The sequence below is a fragment of the Paenibacillus sp. CFBP 13594 genome (genome assembly GCF_014842675.1).
Taxonomy (GTDB): domain Bacteria; phylum Bacillota; class Bacilli; order Paenibacillales; family Paenibacillaceae; genus Paenibacillus; species Paenibacillus amylolyticus_B.
In genome coordinates, this window is sequence record NZ_JACYVQ010000004.1 from 565,593 (window position 1) to 583,981 (window position 18,389).

The 18,389-nt window shown below is 47.0% G+C and carries 17 protein-coding genes; 16 read left to right on the forward strand and 1 reads right to left on the reverse strand.

What is annotated here, in order from left to right; translation table 11 throughout:
• Positions 1-49 precede the first annotated feature (49 nt).
• The 15 genes from lepA (at position 50) to IFU39_RS16205 (ending at position 15,033) form a co-directional block, all read left to right on the forward strand.
• The gene (lepA, locus tag IFU39_RS16135; RefSeq protein WP_036615097.1) at positions 50-1,864 is read left to right on the forward strand and encodes a translation elongation factor 4; all 1,815 of its coding nucleotides are present in this window, start codon (positions 50-52) and stop codon (positions 1,862-1,864) included.
• Positions 1,865-2,012: 148 nt separating this feature from the next.
• Positions 2,013-3,197 (forward strand): radical SAM family heme chaperone HemW, encoded by a 1,185-nt coding sequence (gene hemW, locus IFU39_RS16140; protein WP_091013944.1) that lies wholly within the window; start codon positions 2,013-2,015, stop codon positions 3,195-3,197.
• A 118-nt stretch (positions 3,198-3,315) separates the two neighbouring features.
• Positions 3,316-3,786, forward strand: coding sequence for an N-acetyltransferase (locus IFU39_RS16145; protein WP_017687214.1), 471 nt, complete (start codon positions 3,316-3,318; stop codon positions 3,784-3,786).
• A gap of 255 nt (positions 3,787-4,041) precedes the next feature.
• Positions 4,042-5,073 (forward strand): heat-inducible transcriptional repressor HrcA, encoded by a 1,032-nt coding sequence (gene hrcA / locus IFU39_RS16150; RefSeq protein WP_036615092.1) that lies wholly within the window; start codon positions 4,042-4,044, stop codon positions 5,071-5,073.
• A 44-nt stretch (positions 5,074-5,117) separates the two neighbouring features.
• A complete protein-coding gene (gene grpE, locus IFU39_RS16155; RefSeq protein WP_076211668.1) occupies positions 5,118-5,681 on the forward strand; it encodes a nucleotide exchange factor GrpE in 564 nt (187 codons plus the stop codon).
• A gap of 161 nt (positions 5,682-5,842) precedes the next feature.
• Positions 5,843-7,687 carry a molecular chaperone DnaK gene (dnaK, locus tag IFU39_RS16160; RefSeq protein ID WP_192133641.1) on the forward strand — a complete coding sequence of 615 codons (1,845 nt, stop codon included), beginning with the start codon at positions 5,843-5,845 and terminating at the stop codon, positions 7,685-7,687.
• Between the two features lie 129 nt (positions 7,688-7,816).
• The gene (dnaJ, locus tag IFU39_RS16165; protein ID WP_091013948.1) at positions 7,817-8,941 is read left to right on the forward strand and encodes a molecular chaperone DnaJ; all 1,125 of its coding nucleotides are present in this window, start codon (positions 7,817-7,819) and stop codon (positions 8,939-8,941) included.
• A 240-nt stretch (positions 8,942-9,181) separates the two neighbouring features.
• Positions 9,182-9,550 (forward strand): hypothetical protein, encoded by a 369-nt coding sequence (locus IFU39_RS16170; protein ID WP_017687219.1) that lies wholly within the window; start codon positions 9,182-9,184, stop codon positions 9,548-9,550.
• A 278-nt stretch (positions 9,551-9,828) separates the two neighbouring features.
• Complete coding sequence (locus IFU39_RS16175; protein ID WP_017687220.1) at positions 9,829-10,008, forward strand: YfhD family protein; 180 nt, start codon at positions 9,829-9,831, stop codon at positions 10,006-10,008.
• Positions 10,001-10,393, forward strand: coding sequence for a hypothetical protein (locus IFU39_RS16180; RefSeq protein WP_105599752.1), 393 nt, complete (start codon positions 10,001-10,003; stop codon positions 10,391-10,393). The genes IFU39_RS16175 and IFU39_RS16180 overlap by 8 nt, the downstream gene beginning before the upstream one ends.
• 190 nt (positions 10,394-10,583) lie before the next feature.
• Positions 10,584-11,549 (forward strand): 50S ribosomal protein L11 methyltransferase, encoded by a 966-nt coding sequence (prmA, locus tag IFU39_RS16185; protein ID WP_105599750.1) that lies wholly within the window; start codon positions 10,584-10,586, stop codon positions 11,547-11,549.
• Positions 11,550-11,552: 3 nt separating this feature from the next.
• Entirely contained in the window at positions 11,553-12,233 is a 681-nt protein-coding gene (locus tag IFU39_RS16190) for a site-2 protease family protein (RefSeq protein ID WP_091013958.1), read from the forward strand.
• 138 nt (positions 12,234-12,371) lie between these two features.
• Positions 12,372-13,136, forward strand: a complete 765-nt coding sequence (locus tag IFU39_RS16195; protein WP_192133644.1) for an RsmE family RNA methyltransferase — start codon at positions 12,372-12,374, stop codon at positions 13,134-13,136.
• Positions 13,137-13,138: 2 nt separating this feature from the next.
• Positions 13,139-14,485 (forward strand): tRNA (N(6)-L-threonylcarbamoyladenosine(37)-C(2))-methylthiotransferase MtaB, encoded by a 1,347-nt coding sequence (gene mtaB / locus IFU39_RS16200; protein ID WP_047843791.1) that lies wholly within the window; start codon positions 13,139-13,141, stop codon positions 14,483-14,485.
• Positions 14,486-14,598: 113 nt separating this feature from the next.
• Positions 14,599-15,033, forward strand: coding sequence for an NUDIX hydrolase (locus IFU39_RS16205; RefSeq protein WP_105599745.1), 435 nt, complete (start codon positions 14,599-14,601; stop codon positions 15,031-15,033).
• Positions 15,034-15,096: 63 nt separating this feature from the next.
• Here the strand turns inward: IFU39_RS16205 and IFU39_RS16210 are convergent, their stop codons facing one another.
• The gene (locus IFU39_RS16210; RefSeq protein ID WP_105599743.1) at positions 15,097-16,098 is read right to left on the reverse strand and encodes a Na/Pi cotransporter family protein; all 1,002 of its coding nucleotides are present in this window, start codon (positions 16,096-16,098) and stop codon (positions 15,097-15,099) included.
• A 536-nt stretch (positions 16,099-16,634) separates the two neighbouring features.
• Between IFU39_RS16210 and IFU39_RS16215 the strand changes: the two genes are divergently transcribed.
• Positions 16,635-18,011: a class I SAM-dependent rRNA methyltransferase gene (locus IFU39_RS16215; protein ID WP_105599742.1), complete on the forward strand. Its 1,377-nt coding sequence runs from the start codon at positions 16,635-16,637 to the stop codon at positions 18,009-18,011.
• Positions 18,012-18,389 lie beyond the last annotated feature (378 nt).

Here is an 18,389-nt window from a genome sequence, read left to right on the forward strand (position 1 = left end):
AACTGTTATAATGAAGTGATTGACACTAGGCTGTTTCTGGGGGTAAGGAATGACTGACATTCGGGCAAGACAACGTAAAATTCGTAACTTTTCTATTATTGCACATATAGATCACGGCAAATCAACACTTGCGGACCGGATCTTGGAGCACACAGGTGCGCTCACTTCACGTGAAATGCAGGAACAAGTTCTGGATAAAATGGACCTTGAACGTGAACGTGGAATAACGATCAAGCTACAAGCAGTAGCCTTGACTTACAAAGCGGATGATGGTGAAGAGTATTTATTGAATCTGATTGATACACCGGGACACGTAGACTTCACGTATGAAGTATCACGCAGTCTTGCTGCATGTGAAGGTGCTCTGCTGGTTGTGGATGCGGCTCAGGGAATTGAAGCCCAAACACTTGCCAACGTGTATCTGGCATTGGATAACAATCTTGAAATTTTACCGGTTATCAACAAAATTGACCTTCCGAGCGCTGATCCTGAGCGGGTGAAGCAGGAAGTGGAAGATGTTATTGGTTTGGACACAAGTAATGCGGTTTTGGCTTCGGCCAAATCAGGAATCGGAATTAAAGAAATTTTGGAACAAGTGGTGAAAAGTGTTCCGGCACCGACTGGTGATCCTGACCAGCCTTTGAAAGCGCTGATTTTTGACTCGCACTACGACCCGTACAAAGGTGTAATCGTATATGTGCGTGTTGTTGACGGCAAAATCAAATCCGGTTCCAAAATCAAAATGATGGCAACAGGTAAATCATTTGAAGTCATTGAAGTTGGAGCGTTCAAACCTCGCATGACCATCGTGGACGAGCTGAACGTGGGTGATGTTGGATTTATCGTTGCAGGTATCCGGCATGTTGGCGATACACAAGTCGGGGATACAGTAACGGATGCCAAAAATCCAACACCGGAACCTTTGCCGGGTTATCGTAAAATTAACCCAATGGTGTATTGTGGTCTCTATCCGATCGAAACATCGGACTATGTTGATCTGCGTGAAGCGTTGGAGAAATTGCAGTTGAACGATGCGTCTCTGAGCTTTGAACCGGAAACATCCAGTGCTCTCGGTTTTGGATTCCGTTGCGGATTCCTTGGACTGCTTCACATGGACGTGATCCAGGAGCGGATCGAGCGGGAGTTTAACATTCCGTTGATCACAACGGCACCAAGTGTAATCTATCACGTCACCTTAACAAATGGTGAAGTGATGAAAATCGACAACCCATCCAACTATCCTGAGGTGGGACGGATTGATTACGTCGAGGAACCATACGTCAAGGCAGATATTATCGTGCCGAATGATTATGTAGGTACCATTATGGAGCTGTGTCAGACTAAACGCGGTGAATATGTAAATATGGAATATCTGGACACAACCCGGGTTACCATTACCTATGAGATTCCGTTGTCCGAGATTGTATATGACTTCTTCGACCAGTTGAAATCCGGTACCAAAGGATATGCATCCCTGGATTATGAACTGTCCGGTTACCGTCAGTCCAATCTGGCGAAAATGGATATTGTACTCAATGGCGAACAGGTGGATGCTCTGTCCTTCATCGTTCACCGTGACCGTGCCTATAATCGCGGACGCATTGTCTGTGAGAAACTGCGCGAGCTGATTCCACGGCAAATGTTCGAGGTGCCAATTCAGGCATCTGTAGGTACCAAGGTTGTTGCTCGTGAGACGGTAAAAGCAATGCGTAAAAACGTACTTGCCAAGTGTTATGGTGGTGACATCTCGCGGAAACGGAAACTGCTTGAGAAGCAGAAGGAAGGTAAGAAGCGGATGAAGCAGGTTGGTAACGTTGAGGTGCCACAAGAGGCATTCATGGCGGTACTGAAAATTGATGATTAAACAATCTATTTTGAGGTACAACACAGAATGTGTGTATTCAAATTAGATTAAGGAGAATTCAATTTCGGTTACAACACAGAATATTAAATAACTAAGCTGAAAGGGAAGCCGGATGGCTTTCCTTTTTTCAAATAGAGGGGGACTTGCCATGACATTGGCAGCACACAGCCGGAAGACAGGTGCGCCCCAAGCGGTGTATCTTCACATTCCCTTTTGCACGAATAAATGTTTTTATTGCGACTTTAACTCCTACGTTCTGAAAGATCAGCCCGTGATGCAATATCTCGAAGCGCTGGAACGGGAGATGGAACATACAGTCAAGGCCAATCCACCGGGTGAGATCAAGACCATATTTGTAGGTGGGGGTACGCCAACGGCTTTGAAACCGGATGAGATGGCCGTATTTCTTCGTTCCGTGAAGACGTATTTCCCCAATTGGGCGGACGATATTGAATTTTCGATGGAAGCCAACCCGGGAACAACAGATGCGGAGAAACTCGCTGCAATGAAAGAAGGCGGCGTCAACCGTGTCAGCTTTGGCGTGCAGGCTTTTCAGAATGATCTGCTGACAGGCATTGGCCGTATTCATAATACGGATGATGTATATCGGAGTCTGGAGAACGCTCGAAAAGCGGGACTGACTAATCTGTCCATTGACCTGATGTTCGGGTTGCCGAACCAGACTGTAGAGATGTTGAATGAAAGTATCGACAAAGCGCTGGAACTGGATCTGCCGCATTACTCCATTTACAGCCTGAAAGTGGAAGAGAATACCCTTTTCCATACACTGTATCAGAAGAACCAGTTACCACTTCCTCATGAAGATGATGAACTGGAGATGTATCTTCTATTAATGAGACGTATGAAAGAAGCAGGTTATGGACAATACGAGATCAGTAACTTTGCCAAGCCGGGCTTTGAGAGTCGTCACAATATTACCTACTGGCGTAATGAGGACTACTACGGTTTGGGTGCAGGTGCACATGGATATGTGGGCCGCGAACGGCATATGAATATTAAAGGTATAAATCCTTATGTTGAAGCTTCACGTGCAGGGCTGCCTCGTCTGGATCATTTTGAGATTGCTCGCCCGGAAGCTATGGAAGATTATCTGATGGTTGGACTGCGAATGTTGGAGGGAGCTTCGGCCTCACGCTTTAGCGAACAGTTCGGAGAGTCCATGGAAGAAGTGTTTGCGAAGCCTTTGGGCAAAATGTTGAACGCAGGGTTGCTTGAGCGGACGGCAGACGGCTTCCGACTGAGCGAGCAGGGTATCCTGTTCGGAAATGACGTTTTTGCGGAGTTTATCGGGTCCATATCGCTGAATTCATAGCTTGAAATTCTATACGCTCTGTTGTATATTTATTCATATTGATTTTACAGAGCGTGTTAATTTAACAACTACGAAGTCAGCTTTCCTCTGGAAAGCTTGGTAATAGGAGGAGAGCAGGATGTCGGTAATATGCAGAAAAGCTGTGCCGGAAGATGTTGAACCACTGTATGAAATGATTAAGGGCTATGCAGAGCGTGGGATCATGCTTCCGCGATCACGGGAAATACTGCACCGACAGCTGGAGCACTTTGTTGTAGCCGAAGTTGATGGTGAAGTGGTGGGTTGCGGATCACTTTGTCGTCTTGGGAATGATTTGGTAGAAGTCAGGTCACTCGGTATCTCGGAAGGACACAAAGGGCTCGGTATTGGCTCCCGATTGCTGGACCGACTGGTAGAAGAAGCAGAGAAACAACAGATTCCTAAGGTGATGGCGTTGACATATGAAGTATCCTTCTTCCTCAAAAACGGCTTTGCCGTGGTGGAAAAAGAGATTTTCCCCGAGAAAGTATGGACTGACTGTGTTCATTGCAGCAAGCAGGATTGTTGTGACGAGATCGCGGTATTAAAAGAGCTTAACGTTTCAGCCTAATAACTGAATGGACTGCATGGATCGAGCCGAGTCAACCTCTGCCCTACATGCAGTCCTTTTTTACTTCAAAGTATGTTCAATAAAGTTGTTAGGACTCGTCGACATTGGTCTATACTATAAATAGATGAGCCCACTCATCAAACTCACTTGACAATGTTCACGTCAGTTTGGTATTTTTGTATTACCGCTTAGCACTCATCTAACCGGAGTGCTAACGACATGGGACAGTACAGTCAGAAGGAGGGAATACTCACCATGTTAACAGAGCGTCAACGAATGATTCTGAACGCTATAGTGGATGACTATATCCGTTCAGCTGAGCCCGTAGGGTCCCGGAGCATTTCCAAAAGGGGAGATGTTGGATACAGTCCGGCGACGATCCGTAATGAAATGGCGGACCTTGAAGATATGGGCTTTCTGGAACAGCCGCATACATCGGCTGGACGTATTCCATCCCATAAAGGCTATCGATATTATGTCGATCATTTGGTTCCTTGGAATCAAGTGGAGCCTCAGGAGTTGGATGATCTGAAGTCGTTCTTCGCTGAAAAGTTGAACGTCATGGAGCAAGTTATTCAGCATGCATCCAATATTTTGTCACATATGACGAATTATACTTCGATCCTGCTTGGACCGGAAGTATTCCATACGTCCTTACGTCACTTTCAATTGCTTCCGCTGAACGAGAGTGAAGCTGTGGCAATCATCGTGACCAATACAGGTCAGGTGGAGAACAAGACGGTTCAGATTCCACCAGAAATCTCGGTAGCCGAGATGGAAAATGTGGTTCGCTTGTTAAATACCAAGCTTGTGGGCGTACCCATCTACAAATTGAAATCCCGTCTTTATACCGAACTTGGGCAAGAGATGGAACGGCATATTACACGTTATGAGGAAGTTATGCAGGTGCTGAACAGTGCCTTTGATAACGAACATGATAATCGTCTGTTCCTCAGTGGTGCCACCAATATGTTGACTCAACCGGAGTTTAAAGATATCGAAAAGGTAAAAGATATTCTTGACCTGCTGGAAGAGACACCAACACTCATGAAATTGATGATGCCCGTGCCGGGTGGATCTGGTATTCAAGTGCGAATCGGCACTGAGAATGATCATGAAGCCTTTGCCAACTGCAGCCTGATTACAGCTTCCTATTCATTGGACGGTGAGGCTTTGGGTTCGATCGGTATTCTAGGACCCACGCGGATGGATTATGCACGTGTCATTCATATTCTAAATACACTATCCCGTGACTTGACGGCGATGCTGACACATCGTTTCAAATAAGATTCGGGAATGAACCATTTCATTCGTATAAGGAGGTGAACATCTTGAAAGAGGAGCAATCATTTACAGAAGAACAAGAGGTAACAGCAGCTGAGCAGGAGCCTATTAATGAAGCTGGCGCTGCAGAAGCACAAGCTGAAGAGATGGCTGATCAGGAGCAGGATGAGCTTGCACGTTTGAAGGCAGAAGCTGAGGAGCAACAACAGCGTTATGTCCGTGCACAGGCTGATTTTGATAACTTCCGTCGTCGTACTCAGAAGGAAAAAGAAGAATTGGCTAAATACGCTTCGATGAAGCTGGTCACCGAACTGGTACCGGTTATTGATAACTTCGAGCGCGCCATGGCTACTGTACCGGAAGGAGCAGAGGTCGAATCTTTCTCCAAGGGCATCCAAATGATTTTCCGTCAATTGGAAACCGTGATGAATAATGAAGGTCTGACGGCTATGGAATCGGTAGGACAACCGTTCAATCCTGAATTCCACCAAGCCATTATGCAAGTGGAGAGCGACGAGTACGAAGAAGGTATCGTCGTTGAGGAAGTCCAAAAAGGCTACATGCTGAAAGATAAAGTGCTTCGTCCAGCTATGGTTAAAGTCAGCTCATAAATTCCTTATAGGAAGGAATGAGTCGGCTCCATAGTTGAACAATGTGGGCGAAGTTTAATATAAAGGTTTGTACACATAGAGCACGATTAGCAACATGAACATCTAAATAAGGGTCAGATCAGACCCATTCATTTTAAATTGTTGAGGGAGGAAATTTTCGGATGAGCAAAGTAATTGGTATTGACTTAGGAACAACAAACTCATGCGTAGCAGTAATGGAAGGCGGCGAGGCTGTCGTAATTCCAAATCCGGAGGGCGCACGTACAACTCCATCCGTAGTCGGTTTCAAAAAAGATGGAGAGCGCGTTGTAGGTGAAACAGCAAAACGTCAAGCGATCACCAATCCGGATCGTACCATCATGTCGATCAAACGTCACATGGGTACTTCCCACAAGGAAACAATCGATAGCAAAGACTACTCCGCACAAGAGATCTCTGCAATCATTCTGCAAAAATTGAAAACTGATGCTGAAGCTTATCTGGGTCAAACGGTAACTCAAGCAGTTATCACTGTACCAGCTTACTTCAATGACAGTCAGCGTCAAGCGACTAAAGATGCTGGTAAAATTGCAGGTTTGGAAGTTCTGCGTATCGTCAACGAGCCGACAGCAGCAGCATTGGCATACGGTATGGAGAAATCCGAAGACCAAACGATCCTCGTATATGACCTGGGTGGCGGTACGTTCGACGTATCCATTCTTGAACTGGGTGATGGCTTCTTCGAAGTTAAAGCAACTAGCGGGGACAACAAACTAGGCGGGGATGACTTTGACCAAGTGATCATTGATTACCTCGTAAGTGAATTCAAAAAAGATCAAGGCATTGACTTGAGTAAAGATAAGGCAGCGGTTCAACGTTTGAAAGATGCAGCGGAAAAAGCGAAAAAAGAACTTTCCGGCGTATTGACTACAACGATCTCCTTGCCGTTCATCACAGTTGCTGATGGCGTTCCACAACATTTGGAGTTGAACCTGAGCCGTGCGAAATTTGAAGAAATCTCTGCAGGTCTGGTTGAGCGTACGCTTGAACCAACTCGTCGTGCATTGAGTGATGCGGGTATGACGCCTAACGATATCGACAAGATCGTATTGGTTGGTGGTTCGACACGTATTCCAGCAGTACAAGAAGCTATCAAAAAACTGACGGGTAAAGAGCCACACAAAGGCGTTAACCCGGATGAAGTTGTAGCTTTGGGTGCTGCTGTACAAGCGGGCGTACTGACAGGTGACGTGAAAGACGTTGTATTGCTCGACGTAACGCCATTGTCCCTGGGTATCGAAACAGCGGGTGGCGTATTCACTAAAATGATCGAGCGTAACACTACGATTCCTACAAGCAAATCTCAAGTGTTCTCCACTTATGCAGACAATCAACCAAGTGTTGAGATTCATGTTCTGCAAGGTGAGCGTGAGATGGCAGCGGGTAACAAATCGCTTGGACGTTTCATGTTGGGTGATATTCCACCAGCTCCACGTGGCGTTCCACAGATCGAAGTTAGCTTCGATATTGATGCCAACGGTATCGTTAACGTATCTGCAACGGATAAAGGTACGAACAAAACTCAAAAAATCACAATTACTTCTTCCAGCGGTTTGAGCGATGCTGAAGTTGAGCAAATGATGAAAGATGCTGAGTTGCACGCTGAAGAAGATAAAAAACGCAGAGAACTCGTTGAAGCGAAAAACAGTGCAGATCAATTGATCTACTCTGTTGACAAAACGATTAAAGATCTTGGCGAAAAAGCTGATGCTGGCGAAGTTGAAAAAGCGAATGCTGCCAAAGAAAAACTGCAAGGCGTTCTGGCTTCCGACAACCTGGAAGATATCAAAGCTGCTACAGAAGAACTGACAGAGATCGTTCAACAACTGTCCGTGAAACTGTATGAGCAGGCTCAGGCGCAAGAGCAAGAAGCGCAAGGTACTGAAGAGCAACAAGGTTCCGCAAAACGTGACAACGTCGTAGACGCTGATTACGAAGTTGTGGATGAAGATAAAAAACAAAACTAATTCGTAGTTCTACGCGAATTAAACATCGGTGACGTTCGAATTAGAGGGAAAGTCATAGCCGGGGCTCCCGCGCTTTGGCTTTCCTTTTGTCACGATGTGCGATAAGGTGAATGATATGGGGGTGGAAGAGTGGCTGAAAAGCGTGATTATTATGAGGTGCTTGGCGTTAGTAAAACGGCTAACGACGATGAGATTAAAAAGGCTTACCGTAAGCTTGCCCGTCAGTATCACCCTGACGTAAACAAGGCTGCTGATGCGGAAGCTAAATTTAAAGAAGTTAAAGAAGCTTACGACGTAGTGAGTGACGGTCAGAAGCGTGCACAATATGATCAATATGGTCATGTCGATCCGAATCAAGGTGGATTCGGTGGTGGCGGTGATTTTGGCGGTGGCGGATTTGGCGACATCTTCGACATGTTCTTTGGCGGCGGTGGCGGTGGACGACGTGATCCTAATGCTCCGCAACGGGGAAATGATCTGCAGTACACAATGACGATCGAGTTCAAGGAAGCCGTATTTGGTAAAGAAACCGATATTACGATTCCGCGTACCGAAGGCTGTGATACCTGTCATGGCTCAGGTGCCAAACCTGGAACGAAACCGGAAACCTGCTCGGTCTGCCAAGGTAGCGGTCAGCAGGAAGTCGTGCAAAATACACCGTTTGGTCGTATGGTTAATCGTCGTGCATGTTCGAACTGTAGTGGTTCGGGCCAGATTATCAAAGAAAAATGTACGACGTGCAGTGGTAGCGGTAAAGTCCGCAAGCAACGCAAAATCCATGTTCGCATTCCAGCGGGTGTAGATGACGGCGCGCAACTGCGTATGACAGGTGAGGGCGAGGGAGGCCTGCGTGGCGGACCAGCCGGAGATCTGTATATTGTCATTCGCGTGAAGACACATGATTTCTTCGAGCGTGAAGGCGACGATATTTATTGCGAAATCCCACTTACCTTTGCTCAGGCAGCTCTGGGAGATGAGGTTGAGATCCCGACGTTGACCGAGAAAGTGAAGTTGAAAGTACCAGCCGGTACACAAACGGGAACGTATTTCCGTCTCAAAGGCAAAGGCGTACCACGCCTGCGCGGTATGGGGCAAGGGGATCAACATGTGAAAGTGGTTGTGGTTACACCTAGTAAGCTGAATGACGAGCAGAAAGATCTGCTTCGCCAAATTGCTGCGCTGGATGGAGAACAGACACATGAGCATGAACAATCTTTCTTTGATCGAGTGAAACGCGCCTTCCGAGGCGACTGAGAATAACATATAGCAATTCCAAAAGGACACCACAACGGTTTTTACCGCAGGGTGTCCTTTTTTGTACGCCTTTTTTTAGTGGTTCAGTGGTTTTGGCAAAGTCCATGGATATATGCTACGAAGAACGAAAGTAATTTGTGGGAGCATTTCGGTATATTCTGAGCGAACTTGCGGAAAGATAGCATGGCGAGAATGATATGCATAGCTGATATGCGAGAAATTAGGAAGCAGGTGAAGCGGATGACCGAGAAAAATATTTTGGCGTACTTTCACAGCCCGGAGCAGGCCCAAGGGGCAGCCAAAAAACTGGAGGCATTGCGAGTGGAGGACCTGTCGATTAATCGATTCAGCCGTTATGCGGGTGTAGGACCAAGCGGGGCTTCCTACAAGCCGGGCGTTTCCGGCAGTTTTTCATCATGGGTGCCCGATTCGATGCAAACAAATGCCAGTGCTGGAATCATGGCTGCGGCGGACCCTTCTGCAAGCGGCATGAGTGATGGTGGACAAGGTGGACCTACGGGAAGGGATGTATTACTAACGGTCATCGTAGATGAATCGGTACATCACCGCGCCATGTCTATAATCGAACAAGCCGGTGGAATGATCTAGTTTCAAGAAATCTATATTTAGATCACAATATAAGATTCAATCTAAACATTTACACAATAACGGAGAGGACAGAAAAAACTGAAGAAGCGAAGCGTTCGCCTAAAAGCTTTCGCAAGAAAGCTACTTCGGAAGCATACGCTATCCCCGGATTTTTCCTTTGGAAGAAGGGAATTAAAAAAATCTGGGGATAACAGCGATCGGAAGGTTGTTCTGTCATCGGAGTGTCAGTGTAAATATGATTTAGTTGAACTTATACAATTTGAAGGAGGAGCATTACAATGGCAGAACATGAACGTCCAGGCAAGATTTTAACGAAAACGGAAAAGATGAAACGTATGCAATCCGCAAAAAATGAGGACGTGGAATTCAGCGCTGAAGCTGCGGATCATGAAGATATCGAAGCATTACGCCGCAGTGAAGCGGCTGATCGACGTCAGGGACGGGAGCTTCATGACTGAAGATCGCTCGGCAGTGACCCTCGAAGCTGTTTTTACAAGCTGGACTGAGGCCGAGTCTGCACGCAGAGCCCTGGAATTGTTGCACCCAAACCAATTGAGTATAGAGAGTCTTGGCAATGAATCGTCTGCATTGGATTCAAACGATGTTAAGGGCTTCGATAATTCTCCTACAGCCGTCGTCGGAGGATTTAGTGGCGAATTGAATGTACTTGCCCTGATTAGTGATGACACGGAAATGTTGTCCAATGGTCAGGTGTATGATACACCCGAAGAGGATTCGGCAAACAGGCTAAAACAGGAAATTTTGCTTACCGTGTCCGTATCCAACGATTCGCTCCCGCAAGCCGCAGAGATGATCACGCAGAATGGTGGACGTTTTTGCTAAGTGAGATTCGAATGTTGCAAAATGCTGAAGTAAATGAAACAGATATGTATGAATAGATGACAGGATATTCGAGCAGTCAGGCTGCGGATATCCTGTTTTGTTTTTCTTTTACTGGTGCGGCTTTGTGCTCCGGCTAGCTTGTGTAGTACAATAGTTGGGATGTTTGAAAAATGAGGAGGAAAAACCAAGTATGTTATGGCATGAACTAACAATACATACCACAGAAGAAGCTGTGGAGATGATTTCGAATTTTTTACATGAAGCGGGTGCTGGAGGGGTTTCGATTGAAGAGTCCGGTACTTTAAATAAAAAACGGGACACGACATATGGTGAGTTATACGACGTTCCTTTGAATGATATTCCGGAAGGCTTTGCGGTCATCAAAGGCTACTTCTCCGAAGGTACGGATATGGTTGCACTACAGTCAGAAGTTAATCCTAGAGTTGAGGAACTCTCTGAATTCGGAATTGATACAGGTGAGGTTCGTTATGAGACGCGTACAGTGGATGAAAATGACTGGGCAACAGCCTGGAAGCAATATTTCAAGCCGGTACGTGTATCGGAACGTCTCACGATTAAACCAACGTGGGAAGAGTATACGCCAGAAAGTTCGGATGAGAAAATCATTGAGCTTGATCCCGGCATGGCTTTTGGTACAGGAACACACCCAACGACCTCCCTCTGCTTGCGCACACTGGAAACAGTTATTCAGGGCGGTGAGGAAGTCATTGACGTAGGTACAGGTTCTGGCATCTTGGCTATAGGCGCGATTAAACTCGGGGCAAAACATGTGCTGGCGCTCGATCTTGATCCGGTTGCGGTAATCAGTGCCAGAGAGAATGTGGAACTGAACGGGCTGGAGCAACAAATTACGGTTAAAGAAAGTGATCTGTTGTCCGTCCTTGGGAGTCAAGACCCTGCGCTTGGTGTGCAATTACCGGTTAAGGTTGTGGTGGCGAACATTCTAGCTGAGATCATTTTGTTGTTCGTGGACGATGTGTACAATGCACTTGAGTCGGGTGGCACCTATATTGTATCTGGCATTTGGAAGAACAAAGAGCAGGTTGTACATGATGCTCTGGTAGCCTCCGGGTTTGAAGTAAGTGCCATCCACCGTGATGAGGATTGGCTCGCGTTTGTAGCCAGAAAGGGGTAACGTATGGACTTTTGGAATTCGTTCTTTCGTTATCCGATCGATCAGCTTCCGTTTTTCCTGCTGACCATTCTGATCGCATTTACGGTGCATGAATTCTCGCATGCGTATTTTGCCAACAAATTCGGTGATCCAACAGCCAAGCTGTTGGGTCGGGTCACACTGAATCCGGTTGTACACTTTGACTTATTTGGTGTGCTGTTGCTCATTATTGCTGGCTTTGGTTGGGCGCGTCCAGTTCCGGTTAATCGGGCTAACTTCGAAAAACCTAGATTGATGGGCATCATCGTATCCGCAGCAGGGCCTCTGAGTAATCTGTTGCTCGCGATCATTGGTACAATCATCTATGCTTCACTGGTTGGTTCGGGAGCACTCGGCGGCATTGATAATGAGCGGTTGCTGACAGCAATCACAACGTTCTTCGCTATCTTTAACTTAACCAACTTTTTCCTGTTCCTGTTTAACTTGATTCCGTTGCCCCCACTGGATGGTTATCGGATTCTGGAAGATTTAGTGCCACCTGCAATCAGCCGCAAGCTACAAGGGGTGGAGCAATGGTCCATTTTTATCTTCCTATTGATTCTTGTTATACCTCCGTTGCAAAATGTGACGATTCAACCTTTGTATGAGTTTGCGCAAACGATGTATGTGGATCTGGCAAAGCTGGTTATTGAACTATATCGCTAAAAGCGCATCTTGTATTGGACCGGAATACTGGTCAGAAACACGTAAAAGTTGTATGATCATCTGTGGCGATTGGATTCACGCTTGTCATTAGGCGCGGTGAATTCCAGTCATAACAGGACAGAATGGGTGGATTGACTAATGCAGCGATATTTTGTATCTGCAGAACAGTTTAATGAACACGCTGTGATCATCACAGGTGATGATGCACGCCATATCGGCAAGGTCATGCGTGGTAAGCCTGGAGATAAACTGATTGTCAGTGACGGAAACTCCAGAGAAGCACTCGTGGAAATTGAGACCATTGAAGTTGGCCAAGTGACAGCGAATATTGTGGAACCTCTCGAGATGGACCATGAAGCACGGATTCGTGTAACTGTGGCACAGAGTTTGCCCAAGGGCGACAAGATGGAAACAGTGATCCAGAGATGTACAGAGATTGGGGCGGTATCATTTGTACCCTTCCTATCAGAACGTACGATTGTGCAATATGACGCCAAGAAAGAAGGCAAACGGTTGGAGCGCTGGCGGAAAATTGCCAAGGAAGCTGCCGAACAGAGTCACCGGAATCGCATTCCTTCCGTCGAGCAGCCGCTTTCCTGGAAAGGGCTGTTATCTTCTTTTGAGGGCTACAGCCTGGTATGTTATTGTTATGAGAAAGAAAACGGTAAACAGCTGAGAGATGCATTGAAACCGTTTGTTGAGCAGCTTGCACCTGATGCAAGTGCAGAAGTTTTGATCGTGGTTGGACCGGAAGGTGGATTTTCTGAGAAGGAGACGGCAGAGGCTGATCAGGCAGGTGCTGTATCTGTTGGACTGGGCAAACGCATTTTGCGTGCTGAGACAGCTGGAATGGCGGCACTAACTTGCGTGTTATATGAATCCGGAGAAATGGGAGGAATGTAATTATGCCATCCGTGGCGTTTTACACCTTAGGCTGCAAAGTTAATTTCTATGATACAGAGGCGATTTGGCAATTGTTCAAAAACGAAGGTTACGATCAAGTGGACTTTGATGAACAGACAGCGGATGTATACTTGATTAATACTTGTACAGTAACCAATACCGGCGACAAAAAGAGCCGTCAAATTATTCGTCGTGCCATTCGGCGCAACCCGGAGGCGATTGTGGCCGTTACAGGCTGCTACGCGCAGACTTCTCCGGCAGAGATTCTGGACATCCCAGGGGTGGATCTGGTTATCGGTACACAGGACCGTGACAAGATTTTGCCATATGTTAATGAAATCCAGGAGTCCCGTCAACCGGTTAACGCGGTGCGTAATATTATGAAAACCCGTGTATTTGAAGAAATGGACGTACCGGATTTTGCTGACCGTACCCGAGCATTCCTGAAAATTCAGGATGGTTGCAATAACTTCTGTACATTTTGCATTATTCCGTGGTCTCGGGGTCTCTCACGCAGCCGTGAGGCAAACAGCATTATTCAACAGGCGCATCAACTCGTACACGCCGGATACAAGGAGATTGTTCTGACCGGTATTCATACAGGTGGGTATGGCGATGACATGGAGAATTATGATCTGACCGATCTGCTGTGGGACCTGGACAAGGTAGAGGGTTTGGAGCGTATTCGAATCAGCTCGATTGAAGCCAGCCAGATTGATGACCGCATGCTTGACGTGATCAAACGTTCAGACAAACTGGTTCGTCACTTCCATATTCCGCTGCAAGCGGGTGATGATACGGTGTTGAAACGCATGCGCCGTAAATATACGACAGAAGAGTTTTACAACAAGATGCTTCGCATTCGGGAAGCAATGCCGGATGTAGCGATTACAACAGACATCATTGTTGGATTTCCGGGTGAGACGGATGAGATGTACCGTAATGGCTATGAGTTGATGCGGAAGATCGGTTTTTCCGAAATGCACGTATTCCCTTATTCCAAGCGTACGGGTACGCCAGCAGCACGAATGGAAGATCAGGTGGACGAAGAGGTCAAAAATGCACGTGTGCATGAACTGATTGACTTGTCTGAGCAGATGCAGCTGGAGTATGCTGAGCAGTTTGTCGGACAGGTACTGGATGTTATTCCCGAAGGTGAAGCCAAAGGCCGCGAGGGAAGTGGCAAACTGCACGGTTATAGCGACAACTACATTCAACTGGTCTTTGACGGAACGATGGATATGGTCGGTAAAGTGTGCCGAGTCAAAGTGGTTGAAGCCGGCGTCAACGAGAGTCAGGCTACGCTGGTACGTGTGTTGGAAGAGAATCTTAAGTCCGCCGCGATGTGATCGAGGCGTCAGAAACAAGGATTTCATTTCCTTGGGGAGCTTACCCGGGGAGATGAGGTCCTTCTTTTGCAAAAAATAAGATAAAGATATCGAAGTTGATGGGGGAGAGCACGATGAACAAAAAAGAAATTTCAGCAGGCGGAGTTGTTTATAGAACAGGGGAAGACGGACGTCTTCAAATTCAGCTTATCGTAGATCGTTACGGTAAAACAACTCTCGCCAAGGGCAAAATGGAAGAGGGAGAAACAATCGAACAGACGGCACTGCGCGAGATTTTGGAAGAGACAGGTATGGTGGGTCGCATTGTAGAACCGGTTGACATCATTGCTTACACGTACCAACATGCAGATTTTGGCCCGGTGGACAAGGAAGTCCATTATTATCTCGTTGAAGCCAAGAGTGGTGATCTACAGCCTCAGATTGAAGAAATCAAGGGTGTGGATTGGTATGCTCCGGAAGAAGCATGGTCCTTACAGCAGCAGAGCGGATATGATAATAACGATGATATCTTGCGTGTAGCCCTGAACAAGTTAGGCATTAACGTATAACGCATTATAGTTCTGGTTCGAGTCAGTTAGCCCTCGCGCCTTGTGGGTCCGATAGGCAGATCATCAAGCCACGGGTGACTTCGCCGCGGGGGCGTGGACCGGTGGTTTTTTGTGCCAGATGGGCAAGTAACAGAACGGTAAAGCAAGCAGTGAACTGGTGATGTTAAAAAGGGTCTGGGCATGCGCAATCTGTGCCCCGTTGTCCGCTGACAGCCAGGCCGAAGCTGCATGCAGCTGGCCGATCAGCGGCATAAAGAGCAGTGCTCCCGCAATGTTTAATACAACATGGGAGGCTGCGACAAACTTGCCTGCGGATGCTCCACCCGCGGCAGCGATCACAGCGGTGATGCAGGTCCCCACATTGGACCCGATCACAATGGCGATGCCGATTTCCACAGGTAATACCCCTGTGGCTGCGAGCGTAATCGCCATGCTAATGACAGCAGCGCTGCTGTGAATGAGCGCTGTCAAACAGGCACCTGCCAGGAAGCCCCACCACAAGCTGTCGGCCGAGCGGTCGAGAAACCATTGAAATACGCCCATGCTCCGCAAGGGTAAGGCAATGGATTGCATCACCTGAATGCCTGTCATAACAAGTGCAAATCCCGCAGCTGAGAGGAAGCTGTACTGGATGTTAAACAGAGTCTGGCGCGTACGTTCAGGAGCGGTCAGATTGCGTTCACCAAGTACAACAAACATGGCCCAGCCCGTCAGCGACAGGACAAGCAATGGCAGGGAAGCTCGCCCGATCTGCAGTCCCACCAGCTCCGTTGTCAGGCATGTCCCGATGTTGGTGCCGAGGATGATGCCGAGTGTCCGCCCATAGGTAATTAATCTGGCATTAGCCAGTCCAATGGTGAGTACGGTGACTGCAGTACTGCTCTGTAACAGAGCCGTTGCACCTGCACTGAAGGCCATGCCTTTCCATGGAGCAGAGGTGGCCCGATTGAGCCAACTTTCCAACATGGGCCCAGCCATGCGCTGCAAGGCCGTTTCCATCAGCTTCATGCCACCAAAAAAGATAATAAGCCCATAAAGTAGGGGCAATATAACATCTCTAAACATAGAAACATCATTCCTTCCGTCCGGGTTCCTTAACTCATCCTATGAGTAAGAAATGACAACCATGACAAGCCTATAGGAAATCAGAGGAAGCCAGCCTCCCACAATTCAAGTATTTCAATTGCCGCACCCCAATTCGAAAGATACGGTGATTCGTGCAAACGTAGCGAAGAAGACGAAATTGTTACCGAAGAAGCGAAGCGCTCGCCTTTATCCCCGGATTTTCCCTTTAAGAAAGGGAATCAAAAAAATCTGGGGATAACAGCGATCAGAGGAACAATTCGTCGCCGTAGCGCCACCTAATTGCGCCATCCCAATTCGAAAGATAAGGTGCTTCGTGCAAGTGTAGTGGAGGGGACGAAATCGAATCTGAAGAAGCGAAGGGTGCGCCTTTGTCTCCGGATCTTCCCTTTAAGAAAGGGAATCAAAAAAATCTGGGGATAACAGCGATCGGAAGATCGATTCGAACCCGGAACGCCACCTACGCGCCGCACAAAACCTATCTTTTGAACTATTAAATTAAAGGAAGTGGATCTACCTTGCCATCAGTTAAACTCGAACGCAGTCGCAAAAAGCGGCTTGAACATGCACATCCATGGATATTTAACAACGAAATTGCCTCTGTTGACGGAAACCCGGAACCGGGAGATCTGGTCAATGTATTGAATCATCAAGGTCGCTATCTGGCGACAGGATATTACAATCCCGCATCTCAAATCACTGTAAGGGTTGTAGCTTATCAACCTTTGGAGTCCGAACAAATGGATACGGCGTTTTTTGCAGCGCGTTTCCGCGATTGCTTGCGTCATCGGGAACGTTTTATCCAGGATGGAGAGGCTTACCGTCTCGTTTACGGCGAAGCTGATTTTCTGCCAGGATTAATCGTTGACCGATTCGGCAGCATTCTCGTTGTACAGTTGCTTACACTTGGCATGGATCGTTGCCGTGAAGCCATTGTACAGGCACTCATTGAAGTAATGCAGCCTGAAGGCATTTACGAGCGCAGTGATGTCTCGATTCGTGAACTGGAAGGTTTGGAGCAGACCAAAGGTCCGCTGTACGGAGAGTGCCCACGGCATGTCACGGTTACAGAGAATGGACTACTCATTAAAGTCGATATCGTGGAAGGACAGAAGACAGGTTACTTCTTCGATCAACGTGAGAATCGTGCAGCGATCGAACCGCTCATGAAGGGTTGGGGCTACAAGAGTGGAATCACACTTCAAACGACTGAGCAGGATGGCACAGAGCAGCTCTTGCCTGTGAATAAAAGCGGAAAGGTAGTTACATTCCCATATTGGGATGGTGCCACTGTACTGGAGTGTTTCTCACACACGGGCAGCTTTACGTTGAATGCTTGCAAGTATGGAGCTAAAAAAGTGACTTGTCTTGATATTTCGGAGCATGCCATTGAGAGTGCACGAACAAATGTGGAGCTGAACGGTTTCACCGACCGGGTCGAATTCGTAGTTGCTGATGCATTCCAGTACTTGCGTGAACAAGTGAAGGGGCTGGATGAACGTACTGCACGTGCGCGCGCTGGCGAACAAAAAGTAGATACTTCCAAAGCGCTTGCAGCTGGCGGTAAAACATTTGATGTAGTCATCCTCGATCCCCCGGCGTTTGCCAAGACGAAATCAGCAGTTAAAGGTGCATGCCGCGGATATAAGGATATCAACCTGCAAGGTATGAAACTGGTTAATGAGGGCGGATATTTGGTAACAGCCAGCTGTTCGTATCACATGCGTCCTGACCTTTTCTTGGACACGATTGCCGATGCAGCAGAAGATGCAGGAAAAGTACTGCGTCTAATCGACTGGAAGGCAGCTGGTAAGGATCACCCGCAAATTTTGGGCGTGGATGAAGGACATTACCTGAAATTTGCTATTTTCGAAGTGCGCAGTAAAAAGAATTAATCGTATGATTTCCGTTCAAATTTCACTGTATAGATTGGACTAAAGATTTACACGAGAACGTAGAGGACAGAAATAACCTGAAGGAGTGAAGCTAAAAGCTTTCTGAAGAGCTGCTTCGGAAGCATAATCTTCGCCTTTATTCTTGTTTTTTTTCACTTTTTAAAAATTGAATCAAGAAAATCTGGGAATAGCAGCGATCGGAGGGTTGTTCTGTCATCGCAGTGGCAAGTGTAAATTATCTTTAATTTAATCTATAGATCAAGTCAAAAGTCCACAGTGTGATAGCTGCGGGCTTTTTGCTGTTTTGCTGTGTTAACGGAGATGATCTCCGGTTTTACCGGATAGTGGCAAACGTATGTTCCGAACCAAGTCAGATAT

What these genes read in the sequence shown, in the direction of transcription:
- IFU39_RS16205 (WP_105599745.1), top strand. Translation starts at nt 14,599, where the DNA reads ATGAACAAAAAAGAAATTTCAGCAGGCGGAGTTGTTTATAGAACAGGG.
- hrcA (WP_036615092.1), top strand. Translation starts at nt 4,042, where the DNA reads ATGTTAACAGAGCGTCAACGAATGATTCTGAACGCTATAGTGGATGAC.
- lepA (WP_036615097.1), top strand. Translation starts at nt 50, where the DNA reads ATGACTGACATTCGGGCAAGACAACGTAAAATTCGTAACTTTTCTATT.
- IFU39_RS16175 (WP_017687220.1), top strand. Translation starts at nt 9,829, where the DNA reads ATGGCAGAACATGAACGTCCAGGCAAGATTTTAACGAAAACGGAAAAG.
- dnaK (WP_192133641.1), top strand. Translation starts at nt 5,843, where the DNA reads ATGAGCAAAGTAATTGGTATTGACTTAGGAACAACAAACTCATGCGTA.
- hemW (WP_091013944.1), top strand. Translation starts at nt 2,013, where the DNA reads ATGACATTGGCAGCACACAGCCGGAAGACAGGTGCGCCCCAAGCGGTG.
- IFU39_RS16210 (WP_105599743.1), bottom strand. Translation starts at nt 16,098, where the DNA reads ATGTTTAGAGATGTTATATTGCCCCTACTTTATGGGCTTATTATCTTT.
- IFU39_RS16180 (WP_105599752.1), top strand. Translation starts at nt 10,001, where the DNA reads ATGACTGAAGATCGCTCGGCAGTGACCCTCGAAGCTGTTTTTACAAGC.
- mtaB (WP_047843791.1), top strand. Translation starts at nt 13,139, where the DNA reads ATGCCATCCGTGGCGTTTTACACCTTAGGCTGCAAAGTTAATTTCTAT.
- IFU39_RS16190 (WP_091013958.1), top strand. Translation starts at nt 11,553, where the DNA reads ATGGACTTTTGGAATTCGTTCTTTCGTTATCCGATCGATCAGCTTCCG.
- IFU39_RS16145 (WP_017687214.1), top strand. Translation starts at nt 3,316, where the DNA reads ATGTCGGTAATATGCAGAAAAGCTGTGCCGGAAGATGTTGAACCACTG.
- IFU39_RS16195 (WP_192133644.1), top strand. Translation starts at nt 12,372, where the DNA reads ATGCAGCGATATTTTGTATCTGCAGAACAGTTTAATGAACACGCTGTG.
- prmA (WP_105599750.1), top strand. Translation starts at nt 10,584, where the DNA reads ATGTTATGGCATGAACTAACAATACATACCACAGAAGAAGCTGTGGAG.
- IFU39_RS16170 (WP_017687219.1), top strand. Translation starts at nt 9,182, where the DNA reads ATGACCGAGAAAAATATTTTGGCGTACTTTCACAGCCCGGAGCAGGCC.